The sequence below is a fragment of the Sandarakinorhabdus sp. genome (genome assembly GCF_987265915.1).
This window is the reverse complement of the sequence record NZ_OZ503948.1, coordinates 1,934,712-1,948,069: the sequence shown is the minus strand read 5'-3', so window position 1 is coordinate 1,948,069 and position 13,358 is coordinate 1,934,712. Positions and strand designations below refer to the sequence as shown.

The 13,358-nt window shown below is 64.1% G+C and carries 12 protein-coding genes; 1 reads left to right on the top strand and 11 read right to left on the bottom strand.

The genetic code is table 11. The features are described from left to right. Window positions 1-1,893 (top strand): signal peptide peptidase SppA, encoded by a 1,893-nt coding sequence (gene sppA / locus AC6UUM_RS09460; protein WP_500802033.1) that lies wholly within the window; start codon window positions 1-3, stop codon window positions 1,891-1,893. Here the strand turns inward: sppA and AC6UUM_RS09455 are convergent. The 11 genes from AC6UUM_RS09455 to mdh all read right to left on the bottom strand — a co-directional run bounded on the left by AC6UUM_RS09455 (window position 1,878) and on the right by mdh (window position 13,293). After that, entirely contained in the window at window positions 1,878-2,513 is a 636-nt protein-coding gene (locus tag AC6UUM_RS09455; RefSeq protein WP_500802032.1) for a trimeric intracellular cation channel family protein, read from the bottom strand. The genes sppA and AC6UUM_RS09455 overlap by 16 nt on opposite strands. Further along, on the bottom strand, window positions 2,513-3,205 hold the full coding sequence (locus AC6UUM_RS09450; protein WP_500802031.1) for a PepSY domain-containing protein: 693 nt from the start codon (window positions 3,203-3,205) through the stop codon (window positions 2,513-2,515). The genes AC6UUM_RS09455 and AC6UUM_RS09450 overlap by 1 nt, the downstream gene beginning before the upstream one ends. A 341-nt stretch (window positions 3,206-3,546) precedes the next feature. Next, window positions 3,547-4,938 (bottom strand): dihydrolipoyl dehydrogenase, encoded by a 1,392-nt coding sequence (gene lpdA / locus AC6UUM_RS09445; protein ID WP_500802030.1) that lies wholly within the window; start codon window positions 4,936-4,938, stop codon window positions 3,547-3,549. Further along, entirely contained in the window at window positions 4,935-5,339 is a 405-nt protein-coding gene (locus AC6UUM_RS09440) for a type II toxin-antitoxin system VapC family toxin (RefSeq protein ID WP_500802029.1), read from the bottom strand. Before AC6UUM_RS09440 ends, lpdA begins: the two co-directional genes overlap by 4 nt. After that, window positions 5,336-5,596, bottom strand: coding sequence for a type II toxin-antitoxin system VapB family antitoxin (locus tag AC6UUM_RS09435; protein WP_500804944.1), 261 nt, complete (start codon window positions 5,594-5,596; stop codon window positions 5,336-5,338). Before AC6UUM_RS09435 ends, AC6UUM_RS09440 begins: the two co-directional genes overlap by 4 nt. A gap of 67 nt (window positions 5,597-5,663) precedes the next feature. Beyond that, window positions 5,664-6,944, bottom strand: coding sequence for a 2-oxoglutarate dehydrogenase complex dihydrolipoyllysine-residue succinyltransferase (gene odhB / locus AC6UUM_RS09430; RefSeq protein ID WP_500802028.1), 1,281 nt, complete (start codon window positions 6,942-6,944; stop codon window positions 5,664-5,666). Window positions 6,945-6,957: 13 nt separating this feature from the next. Next, window positions 6,958-9,771, bottom strand: a complete 2,814-nt coding sequence (locus AC6UUM_RS09425; protein WP_500804943.1) for a 2-oxoglutarate dehydrogenase E1 component — start codon at window positions 9,769-9,771, stop codon at window positions 6,958-6,960. Window positions 9,772-9,883: 112 nt separating this feature from the next. After that, window positions 9,884-10,768 carry a succinate--CoA ligase subunit alpha gene (gene sucD, locus AC6UUM_RS09420; RefSeq protein ID WP_500802027.1) on the bottom strand — a complete coding sequence of 295 codons (885 nt, stop codon included), beginning with the start codon at window positions 10,766-10,768 and terminating at the stop codon, window positions 9,884-9,886. A 1-nt stretch (window position 10,769) separates the two neighbouring features. Next, window positions 10,770-11,969: an ADP-forming succinate--CoA ligase subunit beta gene (gene sucC / locus AC6UUM_RS09415; RefSeq protein ID WP_500802026.1), complete on the bottom strand. Its 1,200-nt coding sequence runs from the start codon at window positions 11,967-11,969 to the stop codon at window positions 10,770-10,772. Between the two features lie 152 nt (window positions 11,970-12,121). Continuing rightward, window positions 12,122-12,304 carry a hypothetical protein gene (locus AC6UUM_RS09410; RefSeq protein WP_500802025.1) on the bottom strand — a complete coding sequence of 61 codons (183 nt, stop codon included), beginning with the start codon at window positions 12,302-12,304 and terminating at the stop codon, window positions 12,122-12,124. Window positions 12,305-12,330: 26 nt separating this feature from the next. After that, a complete protein-coding gene (mdh, locus tag AC6UUM_RS09405) occupies window positions 12,331-13,293 on the bottom strand; it encodes a malate dehydrogenase (RefSeq protein ID WP_500802024.1) in 963 nt (320 codons plus the stop codon). Between the last annotated feature and the right edge of the window lie 65 nt (window positions 13,294-13,358).

The following is a 13,358-nucleotide window of genomic DNA, read 5'->3' as shown; positions in this document are numbered from 1 at the left end:
TTGAAAACACTTGGTCTGATCTGGCGCGTCATCGTTGGCATCAAGGATCTGCTGGTCCTCTCCTTGCTGGTGATCTTCTTCGTCGCGGTTTCGGCGGCGCTGTCCGGCTCTTCGCCGGCCACCGTGCCGGACGGCGGCGCACTGGTGGTGTCGCTGGATGGGTCTATTGTCGATCAAGGCAGCGAGACATCGCCGTTCGACACGATCAGCGGCAATGTCGCCACTGAAGCGCAGCTGCGCGATATCGTGCGCGGCATCGATCGCGCCGCCGCAGACAGCCGCATCAAGGCGCTGGTGCTCGATCTCGATCTGTTTGCCGGCGGCGGCCAAGCCAATATCGCCGCCGTAACCGACGCCATCAGCCGGTTCCGCAAGACCGGCAAGCCGGTGCACGCCTGGGCAACCGCCTATTCCGATGACAGCTGGCTGCTGGCGGCCGGCGCCAACCGCATCTGGCTCAATCCGCTGGGCGGCGTGATCTTCACCGGCCCCGGCGGATCGCGGCTGTATTTTGCCCGGGCGCTCGAAAAATTGCAGATCGATGTCAACGTCTTCCGCGTCGGCACCTATAAAAGCTTCGTGGAACCCTACACCCGCGCCAGCGCCTCGCCCGAAGCCAAGGCCGCCGATCAGGCGCTGGCCAGCAGCCTGTGGAACAGCTGGCTTGCCGATGTGAAGCGGCTGCGCCCAGCGGCCGATGTGCCGTCGTTCATCGCGCAACTGCCGCAGCGCCTTGGCCAGGCCGGCGGCGATGGGGCCCGCGCCGCGCTCAATGCCAAGCTGGTCGATCAGCTCGCCAGCCGAGACGATTTTGACGCCGCGATGGTCAAACTTGTCGGTGACGGCGATCTTGAATATTGGGGCCACTATGCCGGCGTATCGCTTACCGATTATCTCAGCGCCACTGCCGGCCAAGACAAGACCAGCGGCGATGCCGTCGGCGTCGTCTATGTCAGCGGCAATATCGTCGATGGCGAAGCGCCGCGCGGCACCGCCGGCAGCACCACGATCCGCCATGCCCTTGAAGAAGCGCTCAACGAAAACCCAAGCATCAAGGCGCTGGTGGTGCGCGTTGATTCAGGCGGCGGTTCGGTGACAGCATCGGAAGAAATCCGTGCTGCCCTGATCAGCGCCAAGGCCGATGGCCTGCCGGTGGTCGCCAGCTTTGGCCCGGTAGCGGCCAGCGGCGGCTATTGGGTGGGCACAGCGGCGGACGAGATTTTCGCGCAGCCGTCCACCATCACCGGTTCGATCGGCGTGTTCGCCATCCTGCCCAGCTTCCCGCGGGCGCTGAACAATCTGGGCATCAACAGCGATGGCGTGAAGACGACCCCCTACAGCGGCGAGCCGGATGTGGTCGCCGGCCTGTCCCCCGAAGTGCGCCAGGTGCTGCAGATGGGCGTCGAAAACACCTATCAGCGCTTCATCAACCTGGTCGCACAGGCGCGCAAATTGCCGGTGGCCGAGGTTGATCGCATTGCGCAGGGCCGCGTATGGGCCGGCACGGAGGCGCAGCGCCTGAAACTGGTTGACCAGATGGGCGGGCTTGATGCGGCCATCGCCGCAGCCGCCAAAAAGGCCGACATCAAGGGCGAAGTGCGGGTGATCGATATCGAAAAGCCGGAGCCGGCCTGGGTCAAGGCGCTGAAGAGCTTCAGCAGCACCGAAACCGAGCAGGAGGCGCGTGATCCCTGGGCGCGGCTGCTGCTGGCCTCCCGCCAGCGCCTGCTCAGCAGCATGGCGGATTTCGCCTTCCTGGCATCGGGCCGCGGTGCCACCATGCAGGCCGCCTGCCTCGAATGCGCCGCCGGCGGCAGCCCCCGCCCGGTCACGGCACGCGCCAGCGCCGACACGGTCAGCAGGCTCGCTGCGTTGGCTCAATCGTCGCGGTAACCGGGCAACGACAGCCCGGTGGCGATGGCCAGCGCCCGCAGGCCAAAGCCGGCGGCGGCCCCGATGATCGCAGCCGGCCATAGCCCCAAGCCCAGCAAGGTCAGGCCGACATAGGTTCCCGCCCCCAGTGCAGCGGCGGAAACATAGATTTCCTTGCGCAGCAGGATCGACGGCTCACCCGCCAGCAGATCACGCACGATGCCGCCAAAACTGGCCGTAAGCACGCCCATACCCACTGCTGGCAGCGCCGGAACGCCATAGTTCAGCGCCTTGGCCGCCCCCAGCACGGCATAGGCACCAAGGCCGACCGCATCGAACCACAGCAGCGCATTCAGCCGCCAGCGATCGGCGCGCAGCAGCCAGACGGCGGCCGCCCCGACCAGGCAGATTCCGAGATAATCCGATCGCCCCACCCAGAATACCGGCGCCCCGATCAGCAGATCCCTGAGCGTGCCGCCGCCAATGCCGGTGACCGCCGCGAAAAAGGCGAAGGTGACGATGGTCTGCTTGATGCGCGCCGCCGCCAGCGCGCCGGACACGGCAAACACCGCCACCCCGGCCATGTCGAGCACCGCCAACAGGGGCTCCAGCGGCGGCAGCGGAACCGGCACAATCGCCATCAGCGGCGGCGCCAGAAATGCTTGATCGTCAGCAGCGCGCCGGTCAGTACCACGCCAAGCGCCAGCAAGGTTGTGGCGATGATCACCGGCCCATGCGTGTTGTCGCGCTCCTGCCAATCCATGATGTGCAGGCCCCAGAACAGATCGTAAAAGCGCCACCACGGCGTGCGCACTGCGCCGATCTCGCCCTGGGTGTTGATGTAGACGCGGGTCTCACCGGCAAACTCCACCCGATATCCCGCCGTGTCGCCCCAGTCGCTGGCCGGATGGGCCGCGCTGACCGCCGTCAGCGTTGCCGGCCCGCCCAGCGTCGTGCCCGCCCGCGCGATGGCTTCAGCCTGATTGGGCGTGATGGCAATCGGCTGACCGGTGGCGGCATCGAGCAGCCGCTTGCCCTGCCCGTCGGTCAATTTCCATACCGGTCGCCCAAGCAATTGGCCCAATTCCAGTTTCTCGACCCCGGTCAGCGCCGGCAACCCGGCCGGCATGCTGAGCGCAGGCTTGTCGCGCCGCACGTCATCGCCGCGCACCACCTCCAGCGGCCGCACCACCATCACCAGGCCAGATGCCACCCACAGGATGATCTGGATGCCAACGATCACGCCGGTCCACAGATGGAGCCAGCGAACGGTGCGAGTGGCGCGAGGGGAGAGCATGATTTCGCTTGTAGCGGTGCGCGCGCGGGCCGTCACCCATCCGTCGCCCTCCGAGAGCCGCCTCCCCGTGAGGGGAGCATCCTGGCGCCATCGCCGATCTCGCGTTGCTCTCCTCTCATGGCAGGTGCTGAGCAAAGTGAGGCGGAGGGGTTCTCCGGTCCATGTGCATATTGCAAACGGCCGGCGGCGAAGCCGCCGCATCCGCTTTAGGTGTTTAGACAAGGAAGGAAGAAAGTGCGCGATTGAGCCACGCCATCGGACGAGACAAAAGAGGGCGGGGAGGCCCGCCCCTTCCGCTCAAGCCTGCCCCGGCGAAGGACAGGGTCCGAGCTTGCGCGAGTCGGCAATTAGCACCGCTACTTGCGCGCCGCGCTGCGCTACATATGAATCGGCTTGCCCGTCACCGCCATCGCCGCCTCCTTCAACGCCTCCGAGTGTGTCGGATGCGCATGGCAGGTCAGCGCGATATCTTCGGAAGACGCGCCAAACTCCATCGCCTGCGCGGCTTGCGCGATCATCGTGCCGGCGAGCGCACCGATGATGTGCACACCCAGCACGCGGTCGGTCTTCGCGTCGGCCAGGATCTTCACGAAGCCGTCGGTGTCGCGGTTGGTCTTGGCGCGGCTGTTGGCGGCGAACAGGAACTTGCCGACCTTGTAGGCGACGCCGGCGGCCTTCAATTCTTCCTCGGTCTTGCCGACGGTGCCGACCTCCGGGTGGGTGTAGACCACGGCCGGGATCACATCATGGTTCACGTAACCGGCGAGGCCCGCGATATTGTCGGCGCAGGCCAAGCCTTCGTCTTCGGCCTTGTGGGCCAGCATCGGGCCTTCCACCACGTCGCCGATCGCCCAGATGCCGGGCACGTTGGTGGCGAAATGATGATCGATGGGGATGCGGCCCTTGGCATCCACCGCCAGGCCGGTCGCGCCCAGATTGAGGCCATCGGTGTTGGGCCGCCGGCCGATCGACAGCAGCACGATATCCGCCGCGATGGTTTCGGCCGCGCCGCCCGCCGCCGGCTCCACCGTCACCACGGCGCCAGCGCCATCGCGCGCCACGCTCACCACCTTGGTGGAGGTCTTCAGCTCAAGGCCCTGCTTCTTCAAGATCTTGGCAAAGGCGTCCGCGACTTCGATGTCCATCGCCGGCACGATGCGCGGCGCATATTCCACCACCGTGACCTTGGCGCCGAGCCGCCGCCAGACGCTGCCCATCTCAAGACCGATATAGCCGCCGCCGATCACCACCAGATGGCCGGGCACCTTGGGCAGGCTGAGCGCCTCGGTGGAAGTGATGATCACCTCGCCATCGGGCGCGATGCCAGGCAACAGCGCGACTTCGGAGCCGGTGGCGATGATGAAATTCCTCGCGGTGATGGTGCGGCCTTCCACCTGCACCGATTTGGCGTCGACGAAGCTCGCCGCACCCTTGATCCATTCCACCTTGTTCTTCTTGAACAGCATGGCGATGCCGCCGGTCAGTTCCTTCACCGCCTTGTCCTTCTCCCCCAGCAAGGTGGAAAGATCGAAGGAGACATTGTCGGCCTTCACGCCGAACTTGGCGAGGTGGCCGCCGGCCAGTTCCTCATAGAGATGGCTGCCGTTCAGCAATGCCTTGGATGGGATGCAGCCCACATTCAGGCAAGTGCCGCCCAGCGCGGCGCGCTTTTCGATGCACGCTACCTTCAGGCCATGCTGGGCCGCGCGGATGGCCGCCACATAGCCGCCAGGGCCGCCACCGATCACGCACACATCAAAATCGCTCATGGGTTTGCTCCTGCCGGCCACGCCGGGGTGATATCGGTTCGGGTGAAATCGTCGCCCTTGAACAGCAAAGGCAAATCCAGTTCGCGCGCAGCGGCATAGCTGAGGCAATCGCCGAAATTCAGGGGGCCACCATTACCGTTGCCAAAGCGATTGAAGGCATCTCGCGCCAGACGCGCCTGCTGTACCGACATCGCCAGAATCTCCAGCCGCAACACGGCGAGCGTTTGCTCCAGCAACGGGTTCTGTCGCCCTGCCAAACCACGATCCAGCTTCAGGCTGACCTCAACATAACTCGCCGCCGGCAATCTGGCCGTGCCGTTGCTGATGATCAACTGGCCAAACTCATCTCCTTCAGGCTCAGCGAAAATGACGGCGAGCAAGGCTGAGGAATCAACAATCACTTTGGCAGACCATCATCATCATACATCCAAGCATCCAGTTCTGCCTGGGTGGGCAGCGGCTTGGGCATATTGCTGCGAATGGCGGCCGTCAGTTCGGCCAGTCTTTGCATCCGATGTTCGATATCGTCAGCCTTGACGCGATTTATCCGTTCCAGTTCGCTGGCCAGCGCATCCTTGACGACTGCCGTGATGCTCTTGCCAGTAAAGGCAGCGATCTGCTGCGCCATCAGGCAGGCATCAGGATTCTTGATGTTCATCTGCATGGCTCAAGCCTCATGGTAGAATGGGTGCACCAATTCTACCATTGCCGCCGCCATGCGTCCATCACAGGTCGATCAACAACCGGGCCGGGTCTTCGATGGCTTCCTTCACGCGCACCAGGAAGGTCACGGCTTCGCGGCCATCGATCAGGCGATGGTCATAGCTCAGCGCCATGTACATCATGGGACGCACAACAACGGCGCCGTCACGCACCACCGGCCGATCCTCGATGCGGTGCAGGCCGAGCACGCCCGATTGCGGCGGATTGAGGATCGGCGTGGACAGCAAGGAGCCGAACACGCCGCCGTTGGAGATGGTGAAATTGCCGCCCTGCATGTCGGCGATGGTCAGCGTGCCGGCCTGAGCGCGGCGGCCGAAATCGGCGATTTCCTTTTCGATGGTGGCAAAGCTCTTGGCCTGCGCATCCTTCAGGATCGGCACCACCAGGCCGCCGGGCGAAGACACCGCGACGCCAAGATCGGCATAATCCTTGTAAACAATCTCGTCGCCTTCGATCGCGGCGCCCACCGAAGGTACATCCTTCAATGCCAGCACCACGGCCTTGGCAAAGAACGACATGAAGCCAAGGCGAACGCCGTGCTTCTTTTCGAACAGATCCTTGTACCGGGCGCGCGCCTCGATCACCGCGCTCATGTCCACATCGTTGAACGTGGTCAGCATGGCGGCGCTGTTCTGCGCTTCCTTCAGGCGGCGCGCGATGGTCTGGCGCAGGCGGGTCATCCGTACCCGCTCTTCCCGGCGTGCAGCCGGGGCGGCGGACACGACCGCAGGCGGTGCAACCGCCGGGGCCGCAGCCTTTGCTGGGGCATTCACCCGCGCCGTGCCGGCTTCGATCGCGGCCAACACATCGCCCTTGGTCAGCCGGCCATCCTTGCCGGTGCCACTGATACTGGCGGGATCGAGATTATAGCTGTCGATCAGGCCCCGCACCGCCGGGCTGATCGCCTCATGCGCCGTGCCGGCCTGCGCCGCTGCATGACCGGTGGCGATCATCGCATCGGATGCGGCCAGTTCCGGCACCACGGCTTCAACCGTAACGGCCGGTGCAGACGCTGCCGGGGCTGGCGGCGCGCTCGCCACCGCGGCGCCGGCCTCGATCCGCGCGAGCAGCGCACCCACGGTCACCGTGTCGCCGGTCTGGTGATACTGCTCGCCCATCACGCCAGCGATGGGGGACGGCACTTCCACCGCGACCTTGTCGGTTTCCAGCGCCACGATGGCTTCGTCGGCGGCCACGGCATCGCCCGGCTGCTTCAGCCACTGGCCAACACTAGCTTCGGTGATGGATTCGCCCAGGGTGGGCACAACAACGTCAACGGCCATGGTCTATGCTCTCTCAATTATCCGTCGCGCCGCTGCGGATCGCAGCAGCGACTTGCGTGTTGGTGGCCCCCAGCGCTTCGGCGACGAGCTTGGCCTGTTCGGCATTGTGGCGCTTCAAAAGGCCGGTTGCCGTCGCCGCCGCCGGTGCGCGGCCGGCATAGATCGGGCGGCGGCCGAGGCAGGCTTCGATCAACGGTGCGGCAAAGGTCCAAGCGCCGCCATTTTGCGGCTCTTCCTGGGCCCACACCACCTGCTCCAGATTGGGGAACTTCGCGGCATATTCGCTGACCACGTCGCCGGGGAACGGGTAGAGCTGCTCCACCCGCAACAAGTAGACATCGTCGCGGCTTTCCTTCTCACGCGCGTCGAGAAGATCATAATAGACCTTGCCGGTGCACAGCACGAGCCGGCGGATCTTTTCCGGGCTGCACGGCGCCAGATCATCAAGGCAGCGGTGGAAGGTCGTCGCCGGCCCCATGTCGGCCAGATTTGACACCGCGCGCTTGTGGCGCAGCAGCGATTTGGGCGTGAACACCACCAAGGGCTTGCGGAAATCGCGCAGCATCTGCCGGCGCAGCAGATGGAAGAAATTCGCCGGCGTGGTGCAATTGGCAACCTGGATATTGTCTTCGGCGCACAGGCTGAGGAAACGCTCCATGCGCGCCGAGCTGTGTTCCGGACCCTGCCCTTCATAGCCATGCGGCAACAGCATGACGAGGCCGTTGGCGCGCAACCATTTGATTTCGCCGGATACGATGAACTGATCGATGATGGTCTGGGCACCGTTGACGAAATCGCCGAACTGCGCTTCCCACAGGGTCAGCGTCTTGGGATCGGCCAGCGCATAGCCATATTCGAAACCGAGCACGCCGAATTCCGACAGCGGACTGTCGAGCACGTCAAAGCCCGGCCCCACCGATTTCAGCGGCACGTACCGGCTGCCGTCCTTCTGGTCGGTCCACACCGAATGGCGCTGGCTGAAGGTGCCGCGGCCGACATCCTGGCCCGACAGGCGCACGTTGAACCCGTCTTTCAGCAAGGTGCCGAACGCCAGCGCCTCACCGGTCGCCCAATCGATATTGGTGCCGGTGGCAAACATTTCCGCCTTGGCATCGAGCACACGCGCCAGCGTGCGGTGGATGTTGAAGCCTTCGGGCACCTGAGTCAGCGCCTTGCCGATCTCGCGCAATTGCGTGATCGATTCCCCGGTCATCGCGGCGCGGCGGCTGGCAATGCCTTCCTTGGGCCGACCCAACCCGGCCCAGCGCCCGCCGAACCAGTCGGCTTCATTGGCCTTGAACCCGGCAGCAGCGTCGAATTCATCCTCCAGCATGTTCACATACTGGTCGATCATCGCCTTGTAATCATTTGTCGTCAGCACGCCTTCGCGTTCCAGACGCTCGGCATACAGCTCGCTCACCGCCTTCTTCTTGCCGATGGCGGCATACATCAACGGCTGGGTGAAGCTCGGCTCGTCGCTTTCATTGTGGCCAAAGCGGCGATAGCACCACATGTCGATTACCACATCGCGGCCAAAGCGCTGGCGGAATTCGGTGGCGACCTTGGTGGCGAAGGTCACAGCTTCGGGATCATCGCCATTCACGTGGAAGATCGGCGCCTGCACGATCTTGGCCATGTCGGACGGATAGGGCGATGATCGCGCAAACTGCGGGCTGGTGGTGAAGCCGACCTGGTTGTTCACCACATAGTGGATGGTGCCGCCGGTGCCATAGCCGGTCAGGCCGGAAAAGCCGAAGCATTCCGCGACGATGCCCTGCCCCGCGAACGCCGCATCGCCGTGCAGCAACACCGGCATCACCTTGCGGCGATCGGCATCGCCGATCAGATCCTGGATGGCGCGCACCTTGCCGAGCACGACGGGATCGACCGCCTCAAGGTGGGACGGGTTGGCGACCAGCGACAGATGCACCTTGTTGCCATCGAATTCGCGATCGGTGCTGGTGCCGAGGTGATATTTGACATCGCCCGACCCGCCGACATCATCGGGATTGGACGATCCGCCGGCAAATTCGTGGAAGATGGTGCGGAACGGTTTCTGCATCACATTGGCCAGCATGTTCAGCCGGCCGCGGTGCGGCATGCCGAACACCATTTCCGTGATGCCCAATTGGCCACCGACCTTGATGATCGATTCCATCGCCGGGATCATCGATTCGCCGCCATCCAGGCCGAATCGCTTGGTTCCGACGAACTTGCGGCCGAGAAATTTTTCGAACTGTTCGGCTTCCAGCAGCTTGTTCAGGATCGCGCGCTTGCCGTTGGCGGTGAAGTTGATGTCCTTGTCACGGCCTTCGAACTTTTCCTGCAGGAAGCGCCGCTCCTCCACATCGTTGATGTGCATATATTCGAGGCCGACATTGCCGCAATAATTGCGCTGCAGGATCGCCACCAATTCGCGGATGGTCGCGGTTTGCAGGCCTAGGGCGCCGCCGATGTGGACCGGGCGATCGAGATCATTCGGGCCAAAGCCATGCCAGCCCGGCGTGAGATCGGCCGGCAGGTCACGCGTAGACAGGCCGAGCGGATCGAGATTGGCCGCCAGATGCCCGCGCACGCGATAGGTGCGCAGCAACATCATCGCGCTGATCGAATCCTGCGCCGCCCGCGCCACTTCGGCCGGGCTGGCGCCGCCTGCCGCCGCGGCACCGGCGGCGCGCGCTGCCACCTTGGCGGGATTGTCGGCAAACATCGCTGCCGCATCCAACCCGCGGGTCAGATCGTCGCCCGGCAGGATCGGCCAATTTGGCCGCGCCCAGCTTGGCCCCGGCCGATCTTCGGGGCCTGGCAGCAGGGCTTCGATATCCATCTTCACTTCCTCGAACGCGTCGTCATCTCGACTGTAACGACACATGAACCGCATGTCATGACAAACTGCCGCATGCCCGCCATGTTCCCCCGACATGGCGGCCCTGCAAAATTCAGCCCTTCAGTACCTCGATCAGGGTCTCGCCGAGCAACGAGGGCGACGGTGACACCCGGATGCCGGCGGCTTCCATCGCCGCCATCTTGGAGGCCGCGTCGCCTTTGCCACCGGACACAATGGCGCCGGCATGGCCCATGCGGCGGCCCGGAGGCGCCGTGGTGCCGGCGATGAAGCCGACCATCGGCTTCTTGCGGCCACGCCTGGCTTCGTCGATCAGGAACTGCGCGGCCTGCTCCTCGGCATCGCCGCCGATTTCACCGATCATGATGATGGATTGCGTCGCATCATCGGCCAGGAACAGTTCCAGCATGTCGATGAAATTGGTGCCGTTCACCGGATCGCCGCCGATGCCGACCGCCGTCGTCTGGCCCAGGCCAACCGCGCTTGTCTGGTGGACGGCTTCGTAAGTGAGCGTGCCCGAACGCGAGACGACGCCAACCGAACCCTTGCGGAAGATATTGCCCGGCATGATGCCGATCTTGCACTCGCCGGGCGTCAGCACGCCGGGGCAATTCGGCCCGATCAGGCGGGTTTTGGAACCCTGCAGCGCGCGCTTGACGCGGACCATGTCGAGCACCGGAATGCCTTCAGTGATGCAGACGACCAGCGGGATTTCTGCGGCGATGGCTTCGCAGATCGCATCGGCGGCACCGGGCGGCGGCACATAGACCACCGACGCATCGGCGCCGGTGGCTTCGCGGGCCTGCGCCACGGTATCGAACACCGGCAGGCCGAGGTGGGTGGAACCACCCTTCCCCGGCGCGGTGCCGCCGACGACCTTGGTGCCATAGGCAATGGCCTGTTCGCTGTGGAACGTGCCCTGCTTGCCGGTGAAACCCTGTGTGATGACGCGGGTGTTGGCGTTGACGAGGATGCTCATGTCAGGCGGCCTTCTTCACTTCGGCGACGATCTTGGCCGCCGCATCCCCCAGATTGTCCGCCGACACGATCGGCAGGCCCGAATTGGCGAGAATTTCCTTGCCCAATTCGACGTTGGTGCCTTCCAGGCGCACCACCAGCGGCACGGACAATTGCACTTCCTTCGCGGCGGCGATGATGCCTTCGGCAATGATATCGCAACGCATGATGCCGCCGAAGATGTTAACGAGAATGCCCTGCACCGCCGGGTCCTTGAGGATCAGCTTGAAGGCGTTGGTCACCTTCTCCTTGTCGGCGCCGCCGCCGACATCGAGGAAATTGGCCGGTTCGGCGCCGTTCAGCTTGATGATGTCCATGGTCGCCATGGCGAGGCCGGCACCATTGACCAGGCAGCCGATGTTGCCATCCAGCTTGATGAAGGCCAGATCATATTTGGAGGCTTCCACCTCGGCCGGGTCTTCCTCGGTCAGGTCGCGCAGCGCGACCAGATCGGGGTGGCGATAGAGCGCGTTGCTGTCGAAACCAACCTTGGCATCGAGCACCAGCAGCTTGCCATCCTGCGTGACGGCGAGCGGGTTGATTTCCATCTGGCTGGCATCGGTGCCGACGAAGGCATCATACAGCTTCAGCGTCACCTTTTCGGCCTGCTTGGCCAGATCGCCGGTCAAGCCAAGCGCAGCGGCGACGGCGCGGCCATGGTGCGGCATGGCGCCGGTGGCCGGATCGATGGTGATGGTGTGGATCTTCTCGGGGTGGTTGTGCGCCACGTCCTCAATGTCCATGCCGCCTTCGGTGCTGGCGACGATGGCAATGCGCCCGCTGGCACGATCGACCAGCATGGCCAGATACAGTTCCTTGGCGATATCGACGCCGTCGGTGACATAGAGGCGATTGACCTGCTTGCCGGCCGCGCCGGTCTGAATGGTGACCAGCGTGTTGCCAAGCATGTCGGTGGCCGCGGCGCGCACATCATCGGCACTGCGCGCCAGGCGGACACCGCCCTTGGCTTCGGGCGGAAGCTCGACGAACTTGCCCTTGCCGCGCCCACCGGCATGGATTTGCGCCTTCACGATATAGAGCGGGCCGGGCAGTTGCGCCACGGCGGCGACAGCCTCATCAACGCTGAGTGCTGCAAAGCCGATTGGCACCGGGACGCCAAATTTGGCCAGCAGTTCCTTGGCCTGATATTCATGGATGTTCACTGTCGTCCCCCTGTGGGTGGATGTTGGTCGTGACTCGTTGCGCGCAAACGCATGGCGGGCGATTTATGGCGGTGCAGCATTACGGCGGCAAGCGCTACCATGCATCGCTGGCCAATCTATAATTACCGACCGATCAGCATAGCGAGTAAAGTTCACAGGCCCGATCTAATCGTGGGTTCAAGCTCGGCACCGCCTTCAGGTGGCAAAGGTGACAAGATTAGTTTGTCGCCCTTGCGTTCGATCAACAACTCGACGCCAATGCCGAAGGCAAATTGAGGCGGCAGGAAGAGGAGTTCATTCTCTCCGTCTGCAATCGTGCTGGTGATTACATGCATTTGTGCGAACGCTTTCGTACTGCCCCTCAAGCCAACGACGGGTCAATCGCCCGGCACGCCGCCAGCAGTTCCTTCACCGCATCGACCGACACGGTGAAATTGGCCTTGGCCTCATCCGACAGGGCGATTTCCACCACGCGCTCCACGCCGCCGGCGCCGATCACCACCGGCACGCCGACATAAAGATCATTCACGCCATATTGGCCGGACAGGTTCACTGCGCAGGGCAGCAGGCGCTTCTGGTCGTAGAGATAGGCTTCGGCCATCTCGATGCCGCTGGTGGCCGGCGCATAGAAGGCGCTGCCGGTTTTCAGCAGCGCGACGATCTCGCCGCCGCCGCTGCGGGTGCGCTGCACGATGGCATCGATACGCTCCTGCGTGGACCAGCCCATCTTGATCAGATCGGGCACCGGGATGCCGGCGACCGTGCTGTATTCGATCACCGGCACCATGGTATCGCCATGGCCGCCGAGCACGAAGGCGTTCACGTCGCGCACGCTCACCTTGAATTCGTCGGCCAGGAAATGCCGGAAGCGCGCCGAATCGAGCACCCCGGCCATGCCGACGACCATGTGATGCGGCAGGCCCGAAAACTCGCGCAAAGCCCACACCATCGCATCGAGCGGATTGGTGATGCAGATCACGAAGGCGCCCGGCGCATTGGCCTTGATGCCTTCGCCCACCGCCTTCATCACCTTCAGGTTGATGCCGAGCAGATCATCACGGCTCATGCCCGGCTTGCGGGCGACACCGGCCGTCACGATGATCACATCGGCACCGGCGATGTCGGCATAATCATTGCTGCCCTTCAGGGAGACATCAAAGCCTTCGACAGGGCCGCACTGCGCCAGATCGAGCGCCTTGCCCTGCGGCACGCCATCGACCACGTCGAACAGCACGATATCGCCAAGCGCGCGCTGCGCCGCCAGGTGGGCCAGCGTGCCGCCGATATTGCCGGCGCCGATCAGGGCGATTTTCTTGCGAGCCATGGGGTTGGGCCTTTCCGTTGCGTTGGTCAGAATGTCGCAGGCTGGATAGAGCGACGCGGCGCTGT